Origin of the sequence: Rhizobium sp. G187, assembly GCF_051549525.1 — a bacterium.
Taxonomy (GTDB): domain Bacteria; phylum Pseudomonadota; class Alphaproteobacteria; order Rhizobiales; family Rhizobiaceae; genus Allorhizobium.
This window is the reverse complement of sequence record NZ_JBPUGM010000003.1, coordinates 141376-164382: the sequence shown is the minus strand read 5'-3', so window position 1 is coordinate 164382 and position 23007 is coordinate 141376. Positions and strand designations below refer to the sequence as shown.

Genomic DNA, 23007 nt, shown 5'->3' with positions numbered 1-23007 from the left:
ATGGCCGCAGACATGCTGGTCAAGCTCTATGAGCTTTCCGCCGATTCGGTACTCGACCGAAATCTGGAGGACGCGGGGATCATCATCCGCCGGGCGCTTGCACCCGAACTGGAAACGATCTGCAACTGGATCAGACCCCGCTTCGGAGCAGGCTGGGCCTCAGAGGCGACCGTCGCGATCAGCCGGCAGCCGCCAACCTGCTTCATCGCCCATCAGGGTGAGACCCTGCTCGGCTTCGCTTGCCATGAGGCCACGATGAGAGGCTTTTTCGGTCCGACCGGTGTTGACGAGAAGGCACGTGGCCGTGGCATCGGCATGGCACTCCTGGTGCGGACACTCATCGACATGCGGGACCAGGGTTACGCCTATGCCGTCATCGGCGGTGCCGGCCCCATCGAGTTCTACCGCAAAAGTGTTGGTGCCATCGAAATCGAGGGCTCCTCGCCCGGCATCTACAGACATATTCTGCGGGATCTCGGTTAGTCTCATTGCACAATAACCGACCAGCCCGACACCAGAAATCGGACCGGCGAATAGGAAACGCTAATTCAAAGTTAACTATATTTTTTAATTCTTCGTTTGCACCATGACCGTGCCAGGCAGAGCGATTTGAGCTCGAATGCGCAGCAGGATTTTTCCGATGACGGTCATTACATTTGCAAACACCAAGGGTGGCGCCGGCAAGACAACGGCAGCGGTTCTGCTCACCAGCGAGCTGCTGCATCGCGGCTACCGCGTCTGCGTTCTCGATGCCGATCCACAGCGCTGGCTGGCCCGCTGGGTTGAGCAGATGGGAGGCATGCCGGGCCTCAGCGTCGATTCCTACATCTCGTCGGCGACCCTGCAGCGCACAATGACCGAAAAGCGCAAGATGTTCGAATATGTCATCGTCGACATGCCCGGCATCCAGTCCTCGCTGCTCGCCTCTGCGGTCGGCTTTTCCAACCACGTGATCGTGCCCATACAGGGAAGCCACATGGATGCCCAAGGGGGCGCGCATGTGCTGGATCTGATCCGCTATCTCGACCGCAGTGCCGGCATTCGCGTGCCGCATTCGGTCGTTCTCTCACGCGTCAATCCGTTGATCACCACCCGCTCAATGCAGGCCGTGAAGCGGCTTCTGTCGGAGCAGAACATCCATGTTTTCGACACCCCCATCGCCGAACGCTCGGCCTTCCGCGAAATGTTCGACTTCAACTGCCTGTTGCGCAAGCTCGACCCCGCGCGGGTAAGCAATCTCGACAAGGCGGTCGACAATGCCAGCCGCTACGCCGACGAAGTGATGGCACTTGTGCCCGCGAGCCAGGCGGTCGAGCCTGCCCGCATGAGCCTGCGCAGAGAAAACCGGCCCGATACGGCCGCCGCAGCCTGACGTTACCCAACGCCTCCAGCGGCATGCGGTCGATCGGCAACTCCGATCGACCGCATGCTTTTTTGGAGAACCGAGCCGCCGTTTAAATTGCGAATGTTCAGCAATCCGTCTCAGATTTGCACACACAGACTGTGACGTAGGACACACGTCAATTTCCGTTCCGTGCGCAGCGCCATAAAATTAAACGATTGAAAACCATGAATATGTTCTGAAGAGACCCTCTAAAATGAGGTGGTTTCAGCCATGCTGCACGACAACATTTCGTTGGGCATTTTCGCGGCAACGCAACATATTGACACTGTGACGGTTGTCCCAGAACATGAACCAATATCCGGTGAAGGTTCTTTTTGACCACTGGACTTCAAAACCAATCAGGAGATTTGCGGCAATGTCGACAGATTGGAGCAACAATGGAAAGCGCTAACAAGATCAGGGTCCTCGTCGTCGACAACAACCCCGTCCTCGTCGATGGACTGAACTTTCTGATCAACTCAACTCGCCGAATGGCGGCGACAATCCCCTCCCGGCGGGAGCAGACACTGAACGATATGCTCGAGCGACTTGGACCCGACGTCCTGGTCGCAGACCCGGAAGTCCTCGATACCAAACTGAAGGATTGCGGACTAGATTTTGATACCCTCAAGGATCGCGTGAAGGTCTTGGCCTACTGCGACTGCCGCGATCTACGTTGCGGACAATTCTATCTTGGGCGCGGCTATGGTGGCGTTGTCACGAAAGCCGTTGCGAGCCCCAAACTCTTGAGAGCGATCCAGAGTATCCATGCCGGTGACATGGTGATTGATGAAACTGTGTTGGCCGCAACGGATCGAAACATGGAACCGCCGGAAACTGACCAGCGAAAACTCTCACTCAAGGAAGAACTTGTTTTGCGGCATGTGGCCCTCGGCAAGGCCATGAAAGAGATCGCTGCGGAAAATCAGCTAAGCGCCAAGACCGTCGAGACATACAAGTACAGGGCAACAAAAAAACTTGATCTCCGATCTAGATCTGACATTGTCAGCTACGCCATGAGCGTAGGATGGCTTCAACACTAGACTAAAATAAATAATTACGACAAAGCCGCGACAAACGTTGCGGCTTTTTTATTTGAAAAATCCCGAAAAATGTCAGGAATGCGTCAAAATTATTCGAACAAAGAGAGGAAAATCCTGACAAGAGTCGATTTTTCCTGACTTTGATCTGATTGCCACACCTGCCAATCCTAGAGCCCAGATTAACAATCGTTAACCATCGGACGCCCGGAACGGGACGGACGACAACGAGAGGGCATGAAGTATGGCCAGGATCAGCGTGTTTGGAATAGGGTATGTCGGCGTCGTAGCGGCGGCATGCCTGGCGAAGGACGGCCACGAGGTGATCGCCGTCGATATCGACCCCGGCAAGGTCGACGCAATCAACCAGGGACGCGCACCGATCGTCGAAAAGGGGCTCGACGCCATTATTGCGACGACGGTCGCCAGCGGCAAGCTGCGCGCCACCCTCGACATCAACGAAGCGATTGCAAACACCGAAGTCTCCTTCGTCTGCGTTGGAACCCCGAGCGCACCGGATGGTTCGGTCGGCCTTACCTACGTGACCAAGGCCTGCGAAGCGATCGGCGTTGCCATCGCCGCCAAGGGAACCTTCCATTCCGTCGTCGTCCGCTCGACGATCGTCCCCGGCAGCATGGACACAGTCTGCATTCCGGCCCTCGAAGCCGCATCTGGCCTCGTCGCCGGCAAGGACTTCGGCGTCGGATACTACCCGGAATTCCTGCGCGAAAGCACGGCCATCGAGGACTATTACGATCCGGGCCTCATCGTCTTCGGCGCGATTGACGAGCGCACAGACGCCGTTCTGCACGAACTGAACGCCGGACTGCCCTGCCCCTGCCATTCGGTACCGCTCGCGACTGCCGAAATGATCAAGTACACGAGCAATTCCTGGCGCGCCGTCAAGGTGACCTTCGCCAACGAGATTGGCAACATTGCCAAGGCCTGCGGTGTCGATGGCCAGCAGGTCATGAAGATCCTGTGCTCCGACCTCAAGGTCAACATCTCGCCTTACTTCATGCGGCCTGGCTTCGCTTTTGGCGGCTCCTGCCTTCCGAAGGACGTGCGGGCGCTGCGCCATCTGGCCAGTGAGAAGCACGTCGAAAGCGCGCTGCTCGACGCGGTGCTGGAAGCCAACGAAGCCCAGATCGACCGCGCAGAAACCATGGTTTCCCAGATGGGCGGCCAAAGCATCGGCATGGTCGGCATTTCCTTCAAGACCGGCACGGACGATCTGCGCGAGAGCCCGCTTGCCAACCTTGCCTCCAGGCTGATCGCCAAGGGCTATGACCTCAAGATCTACGATCCCTTCGTCCACCAGGCCTATGCCGAGGGCATGACAGGTGCTGGACGCGGCAACGACACGGAAATCGACCTCAAGAACCGTCTGGTCGGTGATCTCGGCGACCTGATGGACAATTCGGACGTCATCCTTGTCGGCAATCACTATGCCGAAGCGATGCCGGTTCTCGATCAGTCGAGCGACAAGATCCCCATGGTCGACCTGCTTCGGATCCGCCCGGACATCCGCTCGTCTGGATCCTATCAGGGCATCTGCTGGTAAAGGAGAAACTGATGCTGGCCCATGTCATCTATATCCTGGCCATGATCGTCCTGGCGCTGAGCGTACCGCATGCGAAGGTGGATGCCGTCTCCGGCACGCTCGTCACCATCGGGCTGATCGGAGGCTGGCGATATTGCTGGGCCGGCATCAACCTGGCGCGCGCCGCTTATTACCTTCGATTCGCCTATCCGAGACGGCGGGATGCAGCCGCCCATGCCTACAAAGCACGCGGCCTCAAGGATCACGCCTATTTCCTCGTGACCACCTACAAGATCGCCCCGGAAATCTCGACCCGCGTCTATCGCTCGATTTTCGAGGCTGCTTACCGTGCTGCCGGTGGCGCCACCATCGTGGCGTCAATCGTCGACGAGGCGGACGCCCGACTTATCCGCCGGGTCAGGGCGTCCGTCGCGCTCGATCACCCTGGCCGAGAGGCACAGGTATCGGTCCAGATCGACAAGATCGACGGCACCGGCAAGCGCGATGCGCTGGCAACCTCGCTGCAATCGATCGCAAGGCTCAATCCGGGCCGCAACGACATCGTCCTCTTTGTCGATGGTGACAGCTGCGTCCCCACGGACGTTATCGAACGCAGCCTGCCCTTCTTCACCGATCCGAAGGTCGGCGCCGTAACCACGGACGAAATGAGCGACACCGAAGGCGGCCGCCTGTTCCGCGACTGGTTCGATCTTCGCTTTGCCCAGCGTCACGTCATGATGTCGTCGATGTCGCTGAGTGAGCGCGTTTTGACCCTGACCGGTCGCATGTCGATCTTCAGGGCGAGCCTCGCCACCGATCCCGGCTTCGTCGAACTGGTGCGCAGCGATTTCATCGATCACTGGCGCCTGGGGCGCGTGCACTTCCTCACCGGCGACGACAAATCCACCTGGTTCTGGCTGCTGCAGCGCGGTTACAAGATGCTCTACCTGCCGGACCTGTGCAGCGTATCGATCGAGACCCAGCCGAAACCAGGCTTCTACGAATCCGCGACCGTGCTGATGACACGCTGGTTCGGCAACATGTTGCGCACCAATGCTCGTGCGCTGTCACTGCCGGGACGCCAGATCGGTTACTTCACCTGGTGGTCGCTGCTCGATCAGGCGCTATCAATCTGGACCACGCTGGCTGGCCCCGCAAGCATTCTGCTGGCCACACTGTTCGTCAGCCCCTGGATCCTGCCCATCTACTTCGCCTGGGTCATGTTCACCCGCTACAGCCTGTGCACCGTGATCATGACCTTCCGCGGCAAGAGCTTCCCGATCACCTATCCCTTCTTGCTCTATTTCAGCCAGGTCGCCGGCGCCGTTGTTAAAAGCTTCATCCTCTTCCGCCTCGACCGGCAAAAATGGACCCGCCAGAGCACGGCGGGATCGGGGAGGTCTCCCCTCCCCTTCCGCCAGCGCTGGCGCGCTCGCAGCTCCACTTACATGCACTGCCTCGCGCTGGGATGGCTGATCCTCGGCGTGGCCTATGTCGGCAACATCATCTGATCGCGAAAAGGACTAGAGACCATGGACACCGATACGAAACCCGCCCGCGACACCGTTCCAGGCACGTTTGCCACGCATTCCAATCCGCGGGCCAATCCCATGCTCGACAATGGCACCGAGCATCCGCAGACGAGCATTCCCTTTTCCGCGATGATCGACGGACGCCATTTCAGCGGTCGCAGCCTGTCGCTCGTTTCCGCCAATGTTTCGGGCCTTTCCAGCCCCGACCTGGACGGCAAGGAACGGATTGCGGTTCTGCGTTTCGACTTTGGCGGCTACGCGATCTCCCTCCATGCCGGCGTCCATATCAGCCGCCTCGATGCCGAAACCGGCGAATTGCGGCTCACCTTCCTTGATCCGACCGGCGAACACCTGCCGACGCTCCGCTACCTCCTGAACAGCCACATTGCCGGCGACATCACCTCTGTCGATGGCATCATCAGCCTGCGTGAACGCTCGGCATCCGGCACGAGCAAGCGAGCAGGCACACAGAGTTCACTGAGCGACGTCATCGGCCGTGGCTTGAAGGTCGCAGCCACGGCAGCCCTTAGTCTGGCGCTCGCCGGGATCGCTGCCAACCTGATCTACCAGCGGATCTTCTCCAAGGACGTCACCCAGCTCGCCACGCTCTCGGCCGGCGGCGATCCACTGCGTGCCGTCGCAAGCGGCCAGATCTCCTACCTCAACCCTGAGGCTCGAGAAGGCGAGGTGCTGTACACGCTGCAGGCCGTCTCCGGCACAACCCTTAACATCACCATGCCCTGCGATTGCCAGGTCCTGCCCGTCTCCACCAAGGGCTCCACCGTCCTCGCCGGCGAGCCGGTCGTGGAAATACTGAAGTCCAACGGCGCGCCCGTTGTTGAGGCCGTGGTCAGTGCAGAACAGGCCAAGGCGCTTGTCGCCGGCGATGTCGCCGAACTGCACTTTGCCGACGGCATGGTCGCCTATGGCTGGCTCGCCGATGGCTCGGGTTCGCTGACATCGGCCAACAATGAAGGCGATATGCGTGCCCTGATCGCGCCCAAGGCCGAAATCGGCAAGGCCGCCATCGGTTCCCCGGTCACGGTCCGGATCATCAACCGGCAGATTTTCGCGGTCCGCCAGAAACTCGACACCTGGTTCCGCTCTGGAGCGGCCGGCTGAGGAGGCCGAAGCAGATGATCCCGTACACGCAATCTCAAGATCCGACTGGAGCAGTCATGCAGGACATTCATCCTCTTATCCTCTGCGGAGGCATTGGCACACGTCTCTGGCCGCTATCGCGTACAGAACACCCCAAGCAGTTCCAGCGTATTGACGGCAACTCCGAGACAACTTTCTTCCACGCAACAGTCGAGCGCTACAGGGCCCCGGGCTTTGCCGATCCGCTTGTTTCGGTCAGCAGCACCCATGTCGCGACCGTCCTCCAGCAGCTCGACGAGATCCGTTGCCCCGCCCGCATCATCGCTGAACCGATCTCCCGCAATACCGGCCCGGCCGTACTTGCCGCAGCGCTGATGCTGGCAAAGACGGATCCCGCCTCCCTGATCTGCGTCATCCCATCGGATCATATCGTCAAGGGTGACCTTGCTGCCGACATCGTATCGGCACGTTCGGCGGCAGAGGCAGGCCACATCGTGCTCTTCGGCGTACCGCCGGAATACCCGGAGACAGGCTACGGCTACATCGTCGATGGCGGTGAAATCGAGGCCTTGCCTTGCGCCCGAAAGGTCTCCCGTTTCGTTGAGAAGCCTCCGCTGGACGTGGCAATGGCACTCATCGAGGCTGGCACCGCGTTTTGGGCATCCGGCATCAGCCTCTTCCGGGCCGATGTGCTGATCGAGGAATTCCGCCGCCTGGACGAGCATACATTTGATGCGGTCACGCTTGCCGTCGCACGCGGACTTGAGACCGACCACGCGCTTTACCTCTCTGCAGAAGCCCTGCAGCCGGCCGCCAACCTGCCGACGGAATCCATCGTCTTCGAACGCTCGCCAGCCACCGTCATCTCCCCCCTTACCGTCGCATGGAGCGATGTCGGCGCCTGGAATGCGCTGCACCACATCGCTGAGAAGGACGAGGAAGGCAATGTGCTGAGCGGTGACGTCATCTCGATCGATACCCGCAATTCCTACGTCCGCTCCACCCACAAGCTGATCGCTGTCGTCGGTCTCGACGATGTCGTCATTGTCGATACGGACGATGCACTCCTCGTGACCACGCGGGACCAGGCCCAGCAGGTCAAGCAGATCGTCAAGAAGCTGGAAACAATCAAGCGCCGCGAACTGTCGCAACATATGCGCAACCAGATGGCTTGGGGCGAAGTCAAGCGGATCCAGAGTGGGCCCGGCTACGAGTTGCGCAGCATGACCTTGCGTCCGGGCATGATGTTGCCTGTCGCCCAGGACCAGACGCTGCATCGCATGATGACGGTGACCAAAGGCGCCGGTCTGCTCAAGACCGAGACACTGACCAGGCCACTCCGGATCGGAGAGACCTTCGAAGTCGCAGCCAATGAGGGAGCCGTCATCTACTGCAGCCCCGAATCCGAAATGCAGATCGTCGAAGTCGTCTGCGATGCGGCCTTCAAGTCGGTCGCAACCGCCCTCGACGCCCTCCAACTGGTCAACAGCTAAGGGTATCCCATGCGCAAGGCTCTTCCCCTCCTCGTCGTCCTGGCGGCTTCGGTCTCGATGCCGCTCCAGGCAAATGCTGCCGAGATGGGCGACCAGAGCGTCGCGCAGCTGACCGATGCCGTCACCGCACTCGGTCGGCGCCTTCAGCCGGCGAACACACGGCTGCCAGATGCACGGGATCTTCTGGTCGGTCCGCTTGCAGTCGCCGTGCTGCCACAGGACCGGCCCGTGTCGGCCCTCGACCAGCTCGCCGGAAAAGCCACGCTCGACATGATCCCCGCCGACTTCATGCTCGCACAATTGCGGCTGCAGGCCGGCGCCGGTTTCGACACCAGCATGGAAAACGCAATTGCCGGCTCAGAAACGGAAGCGATCTTCATCAGCGCAGGCTCAATCAGCCTTCAGGAACTCGCGGACCGGGCCGGCGAACTCAAGTCCGGCGCAGTCGAACGTCGTGCCGACGGCATTCTCGTCCGGGTACCGATCGTCATCTGGCAGGATGCAGCCCTTGTTCTTGCAGAGGGTGACCGCCTGCTGCTCTCGACAGCGGATGGTGCCTTCGTTGCGAATTCGGGGCTGATCACCCTTGATCACGCAGCAATTTCTGGAACAGCCGAACGCAATTCCCGCCTGAATGCCTTCCGCCCCTTCGTCACCACCGTCAGGACTGGTGCCCTTCAAGCGCAGTCATCGAGCTTCTCAAATCTCGGCTATGGTGGCGTTGGCGCCACCGGCGGCATCAGCATCAGCGGTGCCCCGCTCTATCCGGCACGCCTGCGCTCGCATGTGACCAGTAGCATTTTCGCAGGGATCTCCTCCCTATCCTTCTTCAACACGGCAGATGTTCTAGTCGCAGACAATCGCTTTGATGAAACGGATGGCCCCGCAATCGCCTTGAAGGGCGTCACCCGGGGCCAGATCCTCGGCAATGTGGTTACGAACACTCACAAAGCCCAGGCCATCGACATCCAGAACCGGTCGAGTGACATCGACATCAACGGCAATGTCATCCTCGACAGTCGGGGCACCGGCATCTTTCTTGCCAATGAGGTGAACGACATCAAGATTGCCGGCAATATCCTCTCCGGCAACGGCCGCGGTGCGATCTCGATCGTCGAAGGCCGCTGCGTCGACATTTCCTCAAACATTGCGCTCACCAATGCCCAGGTCGGCATCAAGGTCAGGGCGAGCGACAGGCTATCGCTTTCGCACAATTCTCTCGTCGGCAATGCCGGCGCGGGAATCTCCGTGCTCGACCAAAGCGCTGGCGCGAGCCTTCAGCTTGCGAACAATTCCTTCTCTTCCAATCTCTCAGGCATCGACGGCGCCACCATCAGCCGGCTCGAGCTGAGCGGCAATGATTTCTCCCGACAGTCCCCCGTCATTCTCGACGGCGAGCTGTCTGCCCATACTGCCCACCTTCTCCAGGCTTCGGCCGGCAGACTGGACGGCAGCGGCCCCACCTTCACGATCAACCCATCCGGCGCGGGAAACTCCGCCGATTGCGAGCCCCGGAGTTGAAACCATGGTCTTTTCATCCGAGACTTTTATCTTCTTGTTCCTGCCGCTTTTCCTAGTGGCCTATTATCTCACTCCGGAGCGACTGCGATCATGGACGATCATGATCGGCTCCTACATCTTCTATTGCTGGTGGCGCGCCGACTATCTTCTGCTGTTCATCGCGGTGACGGCTTGGGCCTATGGCTGCGGCCTGCTCATCGACAGATGGGAAGGTCAGGCACGTGCCAAGACGACGCTGGTCATTGGCGTCACCGGCTGCCTGATCGTGCTGGGTATCTTCAAATACCTGAACTTCTTCATGGACAGCTTTGCCGCACTCCTCGGCACAACACCGGATCAACTCGGCTACCATTGGCAGCTGATCCTGCCGATCGGCGTGTCCTTCTACGTCTTCCACGCCATCGGCTATATCGTCGACGTCTACCGCAAGGACACGCCGGCCACGCGCAGCTTCGTCGACTTTGCTGCCTTCATGGCGCTCTTCCCGCACATGATTGCCGGTCCGGTTCTCCGCTTCCGTGACCTTACCGACCAGTTCGCCAAACGCGAACATTCCCTGCCGATCTTCACCTCGGGTCTTTACATCTTCACCATCGGCCTCGCCAAGAAGGTGCTGATCGCAGACACTGTGGCACCGGTCGCCGATCAGGTGTTCTCGCTTGCCAATCCGACCATGGTCGAATCCTGGCTCGGCGCGATCGCCTATATGCTCCAGCTCTACTTCGACTTCTCCGGCTATTCCGACATGGCCATCGGCCTGGCACTGATGATGGGCTTCCGCTTCAAGGCCAACTTCAACATGCCCTACCTCAGCCGGTCGATCACCGACTTCTGGCAGCGCTGGCACATCAGCCTCTCCACCTGGCTGCGCGACTACCTTTACATTCCGCTTGGCGGCAACCGCAAAGGTCCACTGCGCACCTACCTCAACCTCTTCCTGGTCATGTTGCTCGGCGGCCTGTGGCACGGTGCAAACTGGACCTATGTCCTTTGGGGCGCATGGCATGGCGGCCTGCTCGCTGCCGAACGTTACACCGGCTGGGCGAAGTCTTCCGCAACGAACATCCTTGCGATTCCCCTCACCCTCATCCTGGTGCTGATTGGCTGGGTCATGTTCCGCGCTGCCAATGTCCACGAGGCCTTCACCATCTACGGCGGCATGCTCGGCCTGAATGGCGTCACCCCTGGGATCGAGTTCCTCGCCAACGTTACCAGAGAAAACCTGGTCTTCATGATGGTCGCGATTGCAGCCGTCTTTGCAGAGCCGGTCTTCAAGAAGTTCGCCGATGCGGAAATCTCGCCGGCGGTCCACGGCCTCGAATTCAACGGCACTGGAACTGCAGTCGCCAAGCCGTCACTCACGTTGCCGCTCGTCATGGGGCTGCTGCTCGTTGTGACCGTGGCACGGCTCTCCGAACAGTCCGCTTCACCCTTCCTCTACTTCCAGTTTTGACAGGAGCAACGACATGGCCACGATACGCCAACATACCGCAACGCTGCTCGTCCCAACGATCTTCTTCGGCTACACCCTCTATGCGAACTCGACGTTGCTGATCTCGTCCACGGCCACGGATGCACACGCGGCCGAAAACAAGAACCTTTCGCTGTCCTATGTGATTGACGGCGAAGCAACCCGCGACCTGGACGCCCTCTACAAGAAAGAATTGCCGCATCGGGAGCCCTCCGTCGGGGTGTTCGGAAACGCCCGCTACGCGGTTCTTGGCGCGGGCCGAAAGGGCGTGGTCATTGGTGACGACCACTGGTTCTTCACCACAGAAGAGTTTAAAAAGGTCTCGCAGGCGGACATCTCGGATGCCGTCGAACGGATCGACGGCATTCGCAAGCAACTGGCGGAGCGCGGCATCACCCTCGTCGTCGCGCCTCTTCCGGCAAAGTCTGACATCTATGCCGAAGAACTGCCGGGTAGCCTACAAAGCAGCGCGATGGCGGATGCCTACGAGGCCTTTTCCGCTGCCCTTCGCGATAAGGGGCTAACCGTCGCGGATACACGCACGGCGCTGGTTCAGGCCAAGCCTTTCGACCCGGTCTTCCTCAAATCCGATACACACTGGACACCCCATGGAGCCAAGGCGACCGCCGCCGCCATCCAGAGCACACTGCAGGCTGCTGGCCTAACCCTGCCCCAGCAACAGGTGACTGCGCAGTGGCAGACCCCGGTCTCGATCTGGGGCGATCTCACCCGCTACGTAACGTCGCCCGAATATGCACCGGCCGCCGGGCTGACCCAGGAAAACCTGCCGATTTATCGCACGACGGCCGAGAGCCCGGACGCGGGCGCAGATCTCTTCGGCGACAGTGCAGGCGCACCTGTCATGCTGGTCGGTACCAGCTACAGCGCCAATGAAAACTGGTCCTTCGTCGATTTCCTCAGGGAAAGCCTCTCGACCGACGTCGTCAATGTTGCCAAGGAGGGCCTTGGTCCCGGCGTGCCAATGCTGGACCTCCTGGAAGGCGGCGTGCTCGACGAAAGCACGCCAAGCGTCGTGGTCTGGGAGTTTCCGGTGCGCTTTCTCGGCACCAAGACCCTTTGGAAGCGCGTAACCAGCGAACCGGAGGGCGGGCACCACAATGCGTAAGCAAACGCTGACCCTCTGCCTGTCTGCTCTCGTCCTGGCGACGGCGGTTCCCGCCGCCGCCCGGCCCCCGCACTTCGCCAAATGGCTCGAGCAGCGCAATGCACCGCCGGTAGATCCCAATGCGCCCAAGGCCAAGAAGTCCGGAAAACAGGGAGCCGCCTCGCACTTGCCGCCTGAGCTGCAGGAAGCCAGGGAACGCATGTTCGCCGGCAAGAGCGTCGAGTACGCGACACTGCAGAGGCTCGCAGACAGCGGCGATGGAGTTGCGGCGTTCAGGCTTGCAGAACGCATATCCGCAAAACAGAAGCCGGAGCTGGCGACCCACGCGTTGCATTACTTCACCCTCGCCGTGACTGACAACCGCGGCTATGCGGTGCGCAACATGTTGCGCATCCTGGAGCAACCGGATCTGCAGTTGTCGCCCTCTCATCTCGCCGCCGCAGAAGCGGCCCTGACGCGACAGGCCGCCAAGGGCAATGCGCTCGCCGTCGACGGTCTGCTCGGCCTTTACACCAAGGGGCACCCCTTCGGCAGTAAGCCGGAACGGTTCGAAAAACTGCTCGCAGCCGGCGGCACCGCGAGTGGTCAGATCGCTTACGGAATGGCCATCACCTTGCTTTCCAACCCCGACGCCTCAGCCGAAGACCGCGAAAAGGCCGGACGCTATCTGGCGATCGCTCGCGACAAGGGCAGCCTCGGCATGCAGGCGGCGGCCCACAATCTCCTTGCGCAGATCCAAACCCTGCAAACCCAGCCCCAAGCGGAGGTTCAACAATGACCTGCCGACCCAGCCAAGCTCTCGTATCGACCACTGCCATCGCCCTCGTATTGGCCGGCCTGTCCAGCGTCCCAGTCAGCGCTGAAGAGCCCAATGAAGGCCCCTCCGGCTTCGGTTGCCATGCTCTCGAAGACATAGCCGAACTGCAAATGATCGAAGGCAAGGACGGCATGTTCTTCCGCATCCTTGCGGATCTACGCCTTCAGCACGCCTTTACCGACCAGACCGTCGAGCGTCTGGCCGCAATGTCGAAGGCACTTGCAGCCCATGGAACCACGCTCGTTTATGTCCCGCTGCCCACCAAGTCCCAGGTGCATCCCGATCTTGTGCCGGAGCGTGCAGCGCTTTACGGCTTCGATGCCGGTATCGCATCCCAAGTCTATGACGATGTCGTCAGACGACTGGAGAAGAAGGGCGTCGTCGCAGTCGATATCGCCACGCCCATGCGCAGCGACAATCGTAGCCCCTCCGGCGACTATTCTTTCTTCAAGGCCGACTTCCACTGGACTGCACACGGTGCGGATGTCGCGGCAAAGGCAATCGGCGACAGGCTTAAGACCCTGCCTGCCTATGAAGACATCACCCCCGTTCGCTACGAGATGGAAGAGGTCATACCGGACCGTGAATCGTCCAGCATGCGCGACTTGCTGCAGAAGCACTGCCTGAAGAATGTGCCTCCGGTGACAGCCAAAGCCTATCGCGCCGTGCGCCAGGAAGATGCCGCAGCAGGCGGTGGCGGTCTGGACATCTTTGGAGCGGCGGAACAGGCAACGACAGCATTGATCGGCACCAGTTACTCCGACAAGCCAATCAGCAACTTCGCCGACTTCCTGCAATATCGCACCGGGGTGCCGGTCGAGAACTACTCGATCTCGGGTGGTAACCAGTTCGGCTCGATCCTCTCTTACATTACCTCTCGCGAGTTTCAGGAAAGCCGGCCGCGCTTCTTGATCTGGGAAAACCCGATCTACAACAATCTCGGCCAGTACGGCGATGCGCCCTGGCAGGAAGTGCTGGCGGCAGCGGGCGGTGAGTGCACGACAAGCGTTGCGGCCACCCGCAAGGACGATCGTACCGTCGAGGCGGATCTCGCATCGATCAAGCTCTCACCCGGCGACGTACTGTTGGCTGATATCGGCCGTGACATCAGCCGCAAGGCGCAGTTCACATTCACAGGCACCGATGGCCAGAACCGCGTGCGCTCGGTCGAACGCGGTGACCGTCTGCGCAGCACCGGCCGCTATTTTCTCTCGCTCGGCGGCTTCCCCGCCGGCTCGTTCGGCAAGGTCTCCGTCTCGTTCGACGCCGCTGTCGACGAAACGACATCCTTGTCCATCTGCAAAACCAAGACTGGAGAACAATCATGAAGACGACGAATCTGCTCACCCTGTCCGCCATGAGCCTCCTCGCCCTTTTTCCCCTTGCGACAGTCACCATGGCAGACGATGGCGGTCTCTATGAAAAGCCGCTCGATCCCAATTCAGCCTTTGTGCGGGTGATTGCACCGAAGTCCTCCACGGCCTCGGTCAACAGCAGCGCATTCGACCAGTTGAAATCGGGCGTCTCCCCTTATGTTGCCGTCGCACCAGGTGAAATCTCGGTCTCCGCTGGCACCGGCGAAGGCAAGGTGGCGGCTGAAGCCGGAAAGTTCTATTCGGCCGTGCTTGCAGATGGGAAAATGGTCACCATTGAGGATGACATGACCAAAAACCCCGCCAAGGCCACATTAACCCTCTACAACCTGACTGAACGCGCCGATCTCGATGTCTTCGTTCCCCAGGCCGGCGCGGATGCGCTGTCCGACGTTGGAAGCGGCGGATCGAAGTCAGTCGCGCTGAGAGCACCCCTCAATGTCGATCTCGTGGTCCGCGAAGGCGATGCCGAACTGGCCAAGCTCGACAAGGTGGAATTCAAGCGCCTCGCCGGCGTCACGGTGATCGTGACCGGCACCGGCAATGACGTCAGCGCCGTCGCCGTCCCCAGCACCATCGCCCGCTAAGTCCTATTGAGCCTCCGGAGGTGACCCCCATGACGATTTCACATATTGCCAAATCGCTGCTGATGGCAGGCGTGATGACGGTAGCCACCGGAGCGCCCGGCCGGGCCGAGCCCATCAATGTCCGCTTTCAGCCGCCGAACATCCAGCTGCCAAAAGCCGGCAGCTGCACGCCGCGCATTCGCGATGAAGACATGATCGCGGAATGGACGGCCTGGGACCAAAAGGCCCTGCCAGACCGCAAGGTCTATGCGATCACTCGCGACATGAACCGGATGCGCGATCTCGACGCCCGCCGTTTCGAGCCGGTGATCAATCGCATCCGCACCCTGTTGCCGACAGTCAAAGCGGACTACGATGACAAGGCGGCACTGTTCGACCAGGTCAAGCTGATGCTGGCCAAGGGTGAAAGCGAAAAAGTGCGCCAGGACGGCATGGTGGCGAGCCTTCTCGCAGCCGGCGGCCATGCGGCAGGCGCACTCAACACGCTTGCCGATTACCTGATCGAAGGCAAGGGCATCGAGGCCGACCGGGCACGCGGCCTGAAGCTGAAGGTGGAAGCTGCCTATGGCGGCAGCGCCGATGCGATCCTCGATCTCGCGCGCCTCACCAATGACGGTGAGACGGTCGACGGCTGGCGGATCCAGCCGGACCTCGCCGTCAACATGGCATTCGGGGCACTTGTTGGCGTCCTCGATGAAGGTATCTGCGACCGGATGAGCCGGATCGCCCGTGAATATGAAGACGGCAGCGTCGTCGTGCAGGATTATAACCTTACCCAGGCCTGGTATCGTTTCGCCGCAGACCTTGGCGATTCCACTGCAGCCTGGAAGGTTGCCGAACTCAACCTTCTCAGCGAGACCGTCGAGAAGGACAATGCCGTCCTGGTGAAGTACCTCACCATGGCAGCGGATGGCGGTAACATGTCGGCCATTCTCGAACTGGGACGCCTCTATGCAGAAGGCGCGCTGGTCCCGCGTGACCGGGACAGGGCATTGGCCCTTTACCGTCAGGCCGAGGATTTGGGCAACCAGGCAGGCCTCGTCAAACAGGCGCAGCTTCTCGAAGAAACCAAGGATACATCGGCCGCCGATCTCCAGTCTTATGAAGACGTGTTGCGGCGTTTGACGGAAGCGAAGGATCCGCCATCCTTCGCCTTCACACGACTGGCTCGCCTTGTTCAGGCCAAGAGCGGCATTTGGAACCCCTCACCCGAGGTCCGCAGCCTGCTTGAGAAGGCAGTGGCAGGCGGTGACATCGAAGGCGGTATCGATCTGGCCGAGCTGCTGTTGAGACATGATCTCGAACCGTCCACGGTGACGCGCGCAACCGACCTCCTCGCTCGAGCGATCCACATCAACGGTGAAATCAACGCAATCGCAAAGCTGCAGAAAGTACATCTCTGCGTCGATCCTTCCGGTCCTGACTTCGCTGCCGCCGCTTACTGGGGGGATGTGGAGGCCGGCGCCGGGAACAAGACGCTGGACCTCGATCCGGACCAGATCGATAAGCTGCCCGAGCTCAACGACCCCTATCTGATCGCGGCCATCCAAACGCAGGCCCTCTACGGTCGTGCAAGCGCCCTTGCGCTTTACCAGCGCTACCTGAAAACGGCCGGTTACTCCGATCAGGTTCTTCGCTTCTGGGACCAGCGCGCGCAGCTGCGACGCGGCGCGACGGTCGAGGGCATGCTGATCGAATTCAAGCAGAACGTCGAGCGCGGTGCGCTCGACAAGGCGCGCCGCAGCATTCACCTGACAAGTGATGCACTCACCGTCGATGCCGGCCTGAGCTTTGCCCACTTTCTGGTGAAGAACTATGCGGGAGATCACGACAGCATGGTCTTGGCGAAGGAAATCCTCGTGCCTCTCGCCGAGGGTGGTGCCGGACGCGCAGTCCAGCTGCTGATGGAAATCGACGCGAACGACACCAGCATCCCGTCCCCGGTTACAACATATCGGCCAGTGATGCAGGAACGGGGTGACATGACGGCACAGCTTCTTCTGGCGGAACAGAGCACTGATGAGACGGAAAAGGGCCTCTACTACCAGCGCGCCATCAGTGCCCAGCGTTGCGACTATGACGACACGATGGCGCTCGCCGACTATGCACTGAAACATCGTAAGCAGGACGCGGAACGCTGGCTGTCAATCGCAGCCAACATCGCCAGCGACGACGGCTGGCGCAAGGTGAAGATCGCCGACACCTATGCCTCGATGAAGACCGAGCAAGGCCGCAAGATCGCTTCCAAGCTCTATGCCGAGGCGAAGGATGCCGGCGAACCTGCCGCATACTATCGCTTGATTGCCACCTATGCCGATGAAACCTCTCCGGAATTCGATCTCGCGAAAGCCTCTGCGATGTTCACCGAACTGGTGCGCATATCCGATATCAAGGATGTACCGCAGAAACTCGTGATGCTTGGCAAAATGGATCCGCAGATCCGCCAGGCCGTCTCGCAGCAGATCGACATTCGTGATCTCTACCAGCAGGCGGCGGCCGTCGGACAGCCGGTGGCCATGCGCGAATTGGCCAAGCTGATGCGTGGCGAAACCGATGCCAAGGCATCCGCCGAGCAAGCCTTCGAATGGCTGAAGAAGTCCGCCGAAGCGGGCGATGGGGAAGCCATGTATCTCCTGTCGCAATCCTATGCCTTTGGCTCTGGTACCGAACCACGGCTGGATGCGGCACAACACTGGATGGCGGAGGCTGCAAAGGCCGGATACCCGGCGGCCACCGCTATCCTGAAGCTCAACACCGCAAAAACGGAGGGCTGATCCTTGCCCCTATCCATGACCAGAAAAGGCTGCGGCATCGTCCTCGGCACAGTCCTCGCCCTGTCCCTCACGCCCTTGGCCACCCGAGAGGCCGAAGCGGCGTCAGACGTGTGCTTCACGGTTCCGCAGCCGGTCATGAGCCTCGGTTTCGGCAGCCGCTACGAGGCGGCCTCCAAGGCAAGAACGGATCTCGACGAGGAGTCCGATGCAGCCGTCACCAAAGCCCTGAAGCCGATCGACAAGTTCATCCAGAATCTGTCACGCGAAGTCACCCGCGCGTCAGCCAAGGATGATCCGACCATCAAGCGTGCCCATCAGCGCTGCGTCATCGACGCCGTGCATAAATGGGCCTCCGCCGATGCCTTGAATGACATGCGGACCTTCAATGCCAAGCTGGCGGTGCCCTCGCGGATCGGCGGCATTGCCATTGCCTATGCGGAGGTCCGCAACACGGTGCCGGGTCTCGAGATCAAGCAGAAGGTGATTGAAAACTGGCTGAGCCGTCGTGCGAAGGAGACCGTCTACTTCTTCGACAACGAAGCGACTGAGGGCGCAAGCCGCAACAATCTTCGCGCCTGGGCAAGCCTTGCCGTCGGAGAAGTCGGCAACCTCACCAAGAACAGGGAATTCGTCGAATGGGCGATCCTTAGCAACCGCACAATGATCGAAGGTGCGTCTGCCAATGGCAGTCTGCCGCTGGAAATGAACCGCAAGCAATATGCCCTGCACTACCAGCTTCACGCCATGTCGCCGCTGATGACCTCGGTGGCGCGCCTGTGTGACCAGGGTTATGGCAAGGGGGGAGCCGACTTTGACAAGCTCGCGACCATGGCGAGGTTCTCGGTGAGAGCCGTCAAGGATCCGACAATCGTCCAGAAGATCAATGGTCGCAGTCAGACGGTGAAACCGGGCATCAAGGAGAACCTGTCAGCGCTCGCGTGGATGGAGCCCTATGTGGCCCTGACCGGCGACGAGATGTTCGAGCGACAGTTCGCGGCATACCGGGATCTGTCCAACTCCAAGCTCGGCGGCAATCTCACCGATCTCTACGCCAATCGACAGGTAAGCTGCACCATCTCTGCCAGCAACTGAGCGGGCGATGCTTACTCTGAGGTAAGGCGGATCTTGTGGCCGATCAACGGCACATTGCGCGGTGCGCGCGCAATGCCTTGATCTTCTTTCCAATCTGACACTTCGAGGGAGACAAGCGCCTTCACGGAATCCCATTCCAGCGCGCGCCCGTGCGTTCCGGCAAGGGCGTCTTGCAGACGGCTCAACAGGTCGTCCGTCAGAGTAGTATTGTTTGGCTGCGGCACCTCGGGATCCTCCAAGATCATGATGGTCCGAAAACTACGTTTTTAAAAGCGAATTGCCGCCATTTCTGGCGGCAAAGACTTAAAGGAGTCACAATTTCGCGTGAACGTTGCATCCGAGGGCCGGACTGTCTTTGCTCATGTTGAACAAAGGATGAGCGAGACCAGTCAAATGCGCGGCTAAGTGTCAGCCGCGCCCTTCGCATCAGGCAGCCATGCCCCAGGAGGCCGGATCATCTTCGCCGAACATGCGTTCCAGGCTAAGGAAGCAGATCATGCTCTTCTCGTGGGCAATGATACCATCCGAGAATGCTGCACTCGAACCGGTTGCCGCAGGCAAAGGCTGCAATGTGCTTCCAGCGACGGTAAGGATATCGGAAACGCCATCTACCAGAAGACCAACCGTCATGCCGTTGACCTCGGTGACCACTACGGCGCTGCGCTCGGTCGCCTGAGCAGCCGGCATGCCGAGCTTGACCGCGAGATCGACGATCGGGATGACCGTTCCACGCAGGTTCATGACGCCCAGTACTTCATAAGGCGAATGCGGAATGGGCGTGACCGGAGCCCAACCGCGAATTTCGCGGATCGACGTGGTCTTCACGCAGAATTCCTGCTGATGAAGCCGGAAAGCGATGATTTCGAGTGCATCCGCAGCATTTGAATGGGAATTCATCCGCAGTCTCTCCCGTGAGCAAGCCGCTCACCCTCTGTGGGGTGCAGTCTGTCTGCACCCGCCATCTGTTGAACCGGTACGGTGATTCTATCCGCGGGCAATTAAAGAATCTCTAAAACAACTACGCATATCCACTGGATATGCTGGGCCTTAGGAATTGCCGAGGTTTTGCTCCGCAAGGCCCGCGTAAAGAGCAATCTGTCCTGCGCACCAAGTCTGAAATTCCCAGACGAGATCCGGGTCGATCGTGTCCACCCGACCAGCACGAATTAAAAACATGTCGCGCTCGGCAGCCCGTTTCAACAGATTGCCGATATGCTGGCGGGAAACCTGGAAACGCATGGCCAAGGACTGGTAGGTCAGGGGTAGATCCCAGGCACCGTCTTCGGCATGACTGGCGAGAGAGGCGCCGATGACGGCGCACAGAACCAGATAGCCGCTGTCATGGTCGGTAAACTCAGAGACGATACGAAACGGCGAAAGATAGATATCGGCCTCCACAAAGGCCCTCTGGGCTACGGCCAGGCATCGGGCGAGCGTCGCCGTATCCTGACGCAATCGCTGCGCCGAGGAAGCGCTGACCCCGTCCAGTTGCCCGGCCGCCTCAAGGAATGCAAGCGGCGAGCGCGCGACTTCCGCAATCAGCAGATCTGATGGCTGAAGTCGGAGCGTTCGCAGATCCCTGTTGTTCTGGACGGCACGGACATAGCCACCGGCCCGCAAGCCCGAGATGAGCTCACTTACTTGCCGCGGGCTGCTGGGGACAGCGGCCTGAAGGCTCTTCATCGTGGGCGGTGGTGCGATCCCGGACAGATATTGGGCATGCATGGCAACCAGCGTATAGCAGGTGATATAGCGAAATTTCTGCGCAAAGATCTTGTTGCTCGGCCACGCATGAGCCTGCGCTCCCGTCATGCTGCGGCAATAGTCGAAGGCAACCTGCGAAAAATTCGGCTGGTCCATCAACCGTGCAGCGCGAAGCCAGAGAGGATGGTCCCCATGCTGCTCGACACTTGAATGGAGCAATCGCGATCGCGCCGAAGAAACGTCCGGCACTGCATTGGGATCCGCCATGCGCTCCTCCGACAACCTAGTGTCGCATGAAGGAGAAAAGTGCACCCTATGTCGAGTGCGAAATATCGCGATTCAGTCTTGGCAAGACATCAGACCAGGCCGGTCATCTGATAGACGGCCGCACAGCGCTGGCCGGAGGCGCAGTAAGCCAGCACTGGACCATCCTTGGCAGAAAGCACGTCCTTCAGCTTGCGAGCCTGATCAAGCGAAACCTGGCCCGGGATGACCGGAATATGGATGAACTCGATCCCCAGAGCGGAGCCAGCCTTCTCCATGTCTTCAAAACGCGGCTGCTCAAACCCCTCATTGTCAGGTCGCATGCAGACCACAGTCCTGTAGCCCGCTTCCGCCACCTGCTGGAGGTGGCTCGGAGAAAGCTGTCCCGTGACATGAAAATTCTGATCGATACTGCGAATGCTCATGACGAAACAGCCTCCAGGTTGAAAATGGAAATAAATCTACGTTATTTCGTATATACTATTAATCACATATTTTTTCAAGAGACCCCGGCGACTTGAAAATCAGTTCAGGCACCGATACATTCGTATGTATGAAGATAGATCCTGAAGCAATGAAGGCTGGCGCTGATCTGGCAAGCGAACTGTTGAAATCGCTGTCAAATCGCTATCGCCTGCTGATCCTCTGCCGCCTGTCGGACGGCGAACACTCAGTCGGCCAGCTGGCAGAATTTCTCGGAATCCGGGACAGCACGGTCTCGCAGCATCTCGCGCTTTTACGGCGTGAGAAGGTCATTTCCGGACGGCGCGATGGCCAGACCATCTGGTATCGGATCGAAAGTGAGCCAGCGCGCGCCGTCATCGCCACGCTATACGCCAACTTTTGCCAGTCGAGTGAATGCGCCGCCTGAGCGCGGCCTGACAGCACTGTAATCGACCACAGCCCCCCTTCGAAGACGCGGTTGTCCAGCGGCTTGACTTTTGTGGATCTAATATATACATAATATCGTAGATATGAATGTTTAGGAGAAACCCATGTCTCTCGATCGCGCAATCCTCATCTTTGCAGGCGTCATGATTTTCCTGTCCCTGCTTCTCACCCACTTCGTTCATCCCGGTTTCGTCTGGCTCACCGCTTTTATCGGGTTCAACTTGATCCAGTCGGCGTTCACCGGCTTCTGCCCGGCGGCCATTGTTTTCCGCAAGCTCGGCCTGCGGTCGGGCAGCGCTTTCTGAAGGACACAGACAAGATGAACAGGTCCCTGATCACGCTGCTCCTCGCCACGACCACCATGGCTTTGTCTGCAGCTCATGCAGCCGAAATGGTGGTGGCTCCGGTCGAGATTGCAGAAACCAAGGCCGTCTACGGCCAGATCCAGCCCCGCAACAGCGTTGCAGCACGGGCCCGGATCGGTGGAACCGTGATCGAGTTGGCCGTTACGGAAGGCGATCAGGTGAAGGCCGGCGACATCATAGCCCGGATCAAAGACGACAAGATCGACTTCCAGGTCCAGGCCGTGGAGGCCCAGCTATTGGGCCTCCAGGCGTCGCTGCGGGATGTCGATGTCGAACTGGACCGCGCCGAGCGCCTATTGCGCAGCGGCTCAATCACAGCCCAACGTCTGGACCAGTTGCGCACGCAGCGCGACGTCACGACAAACCAGATCGGCGCGGCTGAGGCTCAGCGCTCCCTTCTCCTGCAGCAAGCGAAAGAAGGGGCTGTGCTGTCTCCGGCCGATGGCCGCATCATCTCGGTCCCGGTCACGCGCCAGTCGGTGGTAATGGGCGGCGAAACGATCGCGACCATCGCCGGTGGTGGTTTCTTCCTCCGTCTGGCCATCCCCGAACGCCATGCCGCAAGTCTTGTCGAAGGCGCATCAATCAGCATCGGAACGGCTGGAGACGCCCTGACAGGTCGCCTTGCCAAGGTTTATCCCTCGATTGAAGGTGGGCGGGTAACGGCCGATGTCGAAGTCCAAGGGCTGGATACCCGCTATGTCGCCGCCCGCGTCCCCGTGGACGTGCCGATCGGCGCGCGGCAGGCATTGCTGGTTCCAGAAAACGCCCTGACCAGCAAGGCCGGCGTCGACTTCCTTACTCTGCGCGAAGGTGAGGCGACCGTACAGCGGACCGTTGTCACCGGCGAGAAACGCAAGCTCAACGGAAAAACACAGGTCGAGATCCTGACCGGCCTTGCCGCCGGCGACATCGTGGTGACGCCATGA

General features: G+C 59.9%; 22 protein-coding genes. 18 read left to right on the top strand and 4 right to left on the bottom strand.

The window, feature by feature from the left end; translation table 11 throughout:
* The 15 genes from ACSV9I_RS09950 (at window position 1) to ACSV9I_RS09880 (ending at window position 18854) form a co-directional block, all read left to right on the top strand.
* Entirely contained in the window at window positions 1-483 is a 483-nt protein-coding gene (locus ACSV9I_RS09950; RefSeq protein WP_438328705.1) for a GNAT family N-acetyltransferase, read from the top strand.
* Window positions 484-640: 157 nt separating this feature from the next.
* Window positions 641-1372, top strand: a complete 732-nt coding sequence (locus tag ACSV9I_RS09945; protein WP_438328704.1) for an AAA family ATPase — start codon at window positions 641-643, stop codon at window positions 1370-1372.
* A 410-nt stretch (window positions 1373-1782) separates the two neighbouring features.
* Window positions 1783-2427, top strand: coding sequence for a response regulator transcription factor (locus ACSV9I_RS09940; protein ID WP_438328703.1), 645 nt, complete (start codon window positions 1783-1785; stop codon window positions 2425-2427).
* A 241-nt stretch (window positions 2428-2668) separates the two neighbouring features.
* Window positions 2669-3988: a nucleotide sugar dehydrogenase gene (locus ACSV9I_RS09935; protein WP_438328702.1), complete on the top strand. Its 1320-nt coding sequence runs from the start codon at window positions 2669-2671 to the stop codon at window positions 3986-3988.
* An 11-nt stretch (window positions 3989-3999) separates the two neighbouring features.
* Entirely contained in the window at window positions 4000-5478 is a 1479-nt protein-coding gene (locus ACSV9I_RS09930) for a glycosyltransferase (RefSeq protein WP_054156899.1), read from the top strand.
* 21 nt (window positions 5479-5499) lie between these two features.
* Window positions 5500-6621 (top strand): pilus assembly protein PilZ, encoded by a 1122-nt coding sequence (locus tag ACSV9I_RS09925; RefSeq protein ID WP_438328700.1) that lies wholly within the window; start codon window positions 5500-5502, stop codon window positions 6619-6621.
* Between the two features lie 56 nt (window positions 6622-6677).
* On the top strand, window positions 6678-8093 hold the full coding sequence (locus tag ACSV9I_RS09920) for a mannose-1-phosphate guanylyltransferase (protein WP_438328698.1): 1416 nt from the start codon (window positions 6678-6680) through the stop codon (window positions 8091-8093).
* 9 nt (window positions 8094-8102) lie between these two features.
* The gene (locus tag ACSV9I_RS09915; protein ID WP_438328697.1) at window positions 8103-9614 is read left to right on the top strand and encodes a right-handed parallel beta-helix repeat-containing protein; all 1512 of its coding nucleotides are present in this window, start codon (window positions 8103-8105) and stop codon (window positions 9612-9614) included.
* A 4-nt stretch (window positions 9615-9618) separates the two neighbouring features.
* Entirely contained in the window at window positions 9619-11067 is a 1449-nt protein-coding gene (locus ACSV9I_RS09910) for an MBOAT family O-acyltransferase (protein WP_438328696.1), read from the top strand.
* A 13-nt stretch (window positions 11068-11080) separates the two neighbouring features.
* Window positions 11081-12211 (top strand): alginate O-acetyltransferase, encoded by a 1131-nt coding sequence (locus ACSV9I_RS09905; protein ID WP_438328694.1) that lies wholly within the window; start codon window positions 11081-11083, stop codon window positions 12209-12211.
* A complete protein-coding gene (locus ACSV9I_RS09900; RefSeq protein WP_438328692.1) occupies window positions 12204-12989 on the top strand; it encodes a hypothetical protein in 786 nt (261 codons plus the stop codon). Before ACSV9I_RS09905 ends, ACSV9I_RS09900 begins: the two co-directional genes overlap by 8 nt.
* The gene (locus tag ACSV9I_RS09895) at window positions 12986-14356 is read left to right on the top strand and encodes an alginate O-acetyltransferase AlgX-related protein (protein WP_438328691.1); all 1371 of its coding nucleotides are present in this window, start codon (window positions 12986-12988) and stop codon (window positions 14354-14356) included. Before ACSV9I_RS09900 ends, ACSV9I_RS09895 begins: the two co-directional genes overlap by 4 nt.
* The gene (locus ACSV9I_RS09890) at window positions 14353-14988 is read left to right on the top strand and encodes an alginate O-acetyltransferase AlgF (protein ID WP_438328690.1); all 636 of its coding nucleotides are present in this window, start codon (window positions 14353-14355) and stop codon (window positions 14986-14988) included. The genes ACSV9I_RS09895 and ACSV9I_RS09890 overlap by 4 nt, the downstream gene beginning before the upstream one ends.
* Before the next feature lie 29 nt (window positions 14989-15017).
* Window positions 15018-17762, top strand: a complete 2745-nt coding sequence (locus ACSV9I_RS09885) for a tetratricopeptide repeat protein (RefSeq protein WP_438328688.1) — start codon at window positions 15018-15020, stop codon at window positions 17760-17762.
* 3 nt (window positions 17763-17765) lie between these two features.
* Window positions 17766-18854 carry an alginate lyase family protein gene (locus tag ACSV9I_RS09880; protein WP_245281379.1) on the top strand — a complete coding sequence of 363 codons (1089 nt, stop codon included), beginning with the start codon at window positions 17766-17768 and terminating at the stop codon, window positions 18852-18854.
* An 11-nt stretch (window positions 18855-18865) separates the two neighbouring features.
* Here the strand turns inward: ACSV9I_RS09880 and ACSV9I_RS09875 are convergent, their stop codons facing one another.
* The 4 genes from ACSV9I_RS09875 to ACSV9I_RS09860 all read right to left on the bottom strand — a co-directional run bounded on the left by ACSV9I_RS09875 (window position 18866) and on the right by ACSV9I_RS09860 (window position 21247).
* A complete protein-coding gene (locus ACSV9I_RS09875; protein WP_082352397.1) occupies window positions 18866-19099 on the bottom strand; it encodes a hypothetical protein in 234 nt (77 codons plus the stop codon).
* Between the two features lie 181 nt (window positions 19100-19280).
* Window positions 19281-19751 carry a chemotaxis protein CheW gene (locus tag ACSV9I_RS09870; protein WP_054156888.1) on the bottom strand — a complete coding sequence of 157 codons (471 nt, stop codon included), beginning with the start codon at window positions 19749-19751 and terminating at the stop codon, window positions 19281-19283.
* A 150-nt stretch (window positions 19752-19901) separates the two neighbouring features.
* The gene (locus ACSV9I_RS09865) at window positions 19902-20825 is read right to left on the bottom strand and encodes a MarR family transcriptional regulator (protein ID WP_438328687.1); all 924 of its coding nucleotides are present in this window, start codon (window positions 20823-20825) and stop codon (window positions 19902-19904) included.
* An 89-nt stretch (window positions 20826-20914) separates the two neighbouring features.
* A complete protein-coding gene (locus tag ACSV9I_RS09860; protein ID WP_438328686.1) occupies window positions 20915-21247 on the bottom strand; it encodes a TIGR01244 family sulfur transferase in 333 nt (110 codons plus the stop codon).
* A 128-nt stretch (window positions 21248-21375) separates the two neighbouring features.
* Between ACSV9I_RS09860 and ACSV9I_RS09855 the strand changes: the two genes are divergently transcribed.
* The 3 genes from ACSV9I_RS09855 to ACSV9I_RS09845 all read left to right on the top strand — a co-directional run bounded on the left by ACSV9I_RS09855 (window position 21376) and on the right by ACSV9I_RS09845 (window position 23007).
* The gene (locus ACSV9I_RS09855) at window positions 21376-21693 is read left to right on the top strand and encodes an ArsR/SmtB family transcription factor (protein WP_054156885.1); all 318 of its coding nucleotides are present in this window, start codon (window positions 21376-21378) and stop codon (window positions 21691-21693) included.
* Window positions 21694-21817: 124 nt separating this feature from the next.
* A complete protein-coding gene (locus ACSV9I_RS09850; protein WP_054156884.1) occupies window positions 21818-22018 on the top strand; it encodes a YgaP family membrane protein in 201 nt (66 codons plus the stop codon).
* A gap of 14 nt (window positions 22019-22032) precedes the next feature.
* Window positions 22033-23007: an efflux RND transporter periplasmic adaptor subunit gene (locus ACSV9I_RS09845; RefSeq protein ID WP_438328685.1), complete on the top strand. Its 975-nt coding sequence runs from the start codon at window positions 22033-22035 to the stop codon at window positions 23005-23007.

What these genes read in the sequence shown, in the direction of transcription:
- ACSV9I_RS09950 (WP_438328705.1), top strand. Translation starts at nt 1, where the DNA reads ATGGCCGCAGACATGCTGGTCAAGCTCTATGAGCTTTCCGCCGATTCG.
- ACSV9I_RS09945 (WP_438328704.1), top strand. Translation starts at nt 641, where the DNA reads ATGACGGTCATTACATTTGCAAACACCAAGGGTGGCGCCGGCAAGACA.
- ACSV9I_RS09940 (WP_438328703.1), top strand. Translation starts at nt 1,783, where the DNA reads ATGGAAAGCGCTAACAAGATCAGGGTCCTCGTCGTCGACAACAACCCC.
- ACSV9I_RS09935 (WP_438328702.1), top strand. Translation starts at nt 2,669, where the DNA reads ATGGCCAGGATCAGCGTGTTTGGAATAGGGTATGTCGGCGTCGTAGCG.
- ACSV9I_RS09930 (WP_054156899.1), top strand. Translation starts at nt 4,000, where the DNA reads ATGCTGGCCCATGTCATCTATATCCTGGCCATGATCGTCCTGGCGCTG.
- ACSV9I_RS09925 (WP_438328700.1), top strand. Translation starts at nt 5,500, where the DNA reads ATGGACACCGATACGAAACCCGCCCGCGACACCGTTCCAGGCACGTTT.
- ACSV9I_RS09920 (WP_438328698.1), top strand. Translation starts at nt 6,678, where the DNA reads ATGCAGGACATTCATCCTCTTATCCTCTGCGGAGGCATTGGCACACGT.
- ACSV9I_RS09915 (WP_438328697.1), top strand. Translation starts at nt 8,103, where the DNA reads ATGCGCAAGGCTCTTCCCCTCCTCGTCGTCCTGGCGGCTTCGGTCTCG.
- ACSV9I_RS09910 (WP_438328696.1), top strand. Translation starts at nt 9,619, where the DNA reads ATGGTCTTTTCATCCGAGACTTTTATCTTCTTGTTCCTGCCGCTTTTC.
- ACSV9I_RS09905 (WP_438328694.1), top strand. Translation starts at nt 11,081, where the DNA reads ATGGCCACGATACGCCAACATACCGCAACGCTGCTCGTCCCAACGATC.
- ACSV9I_RS09900 (WP_438328692.1), top strand. Translation starts at nt 12,204, where the DNA reads ATGCGTAAGCAAACGCTGACCCTCTGCCTGTCTGCTCTCGTCCTGGCG.
- ACSV9I_RS09895 (WP_438328691.1), top strand. Translation starts at nt 12,986, where the DNA reads ATGACCTGCCGACCCAGCCAAGCTCTCGTATCGACCACTGCCATCGCC.
- ACSV9I_RS09890 (WP_438328690.1), top strand. Translation starts at nt 14,353, where the DNA reads ATGAAGACGACGAATCTGCTCACCCTGTCCGCCATGAGCCTCCTCGCC.
- ACSV9I_RS09885 (WP_438328688.1), top strand. Translation starts at nt 15,018, where the DNA reads ATGACGATTTCACATATTGCCAAATCGCTGCTGATGGCAGGCGTGATG.
- ACSV9I_RS09875 (WP_082352397.1), bottom strand. Translation starts at nt 19,099, where the DNA reads ATGATCTTGGAGGATCCCGAGGTGCCGCAGCCAAACAATACTACTCTG.
- ACSV9I_RS09870 (WP_054156888.1), bottom strand. Translation starts at nt 19,751, where the DNA reads ATGAATTCCCATTCAAATGCTGCGGATGCACTCGAAATCATCGCTTTC.
- ACSV9I_RS09865 (WP_438328687.1), bottom strand. Translation starts at nt 20,825, where the DNA reads ATGGCGGATCCCAATGCAGTGCCGGACGTTTCTTCGGCGCGATCGCGA.
- ACSV9I_RS09860 (WP_438328686.1), bottom strand. Translation starts at nt 21,247, where the DNA reads ATGAGCATTCGCAGTATCGATCAGAATTTTCATGTCACGGGACAGCTT.
- ACSV9I_RS09855 (WP_054156885.1), top strand. Translation starts at nt 21,376, where the DNA reads ATGAAGATAGATCCTGAAGCAATGAAGGCTGGCGCTGATCTGGCAAGC.
- ACSV9I_RS09850 (WP_054156884.1), top strand. Translation starts at nt 21,818, where the DNA reads ATGTCTCTCGATCGCGCAATCCTCATCTTTGCAGGCGTCATGATTTTC.
- ACSV9I_RS09845 (WP_438328685.1), top strand. Translation starts at nt 22,033, where the DNA reads ATGAACAGGTCCCTGATCACGCTGCTCCTCGCCACGACCACCATGGCT.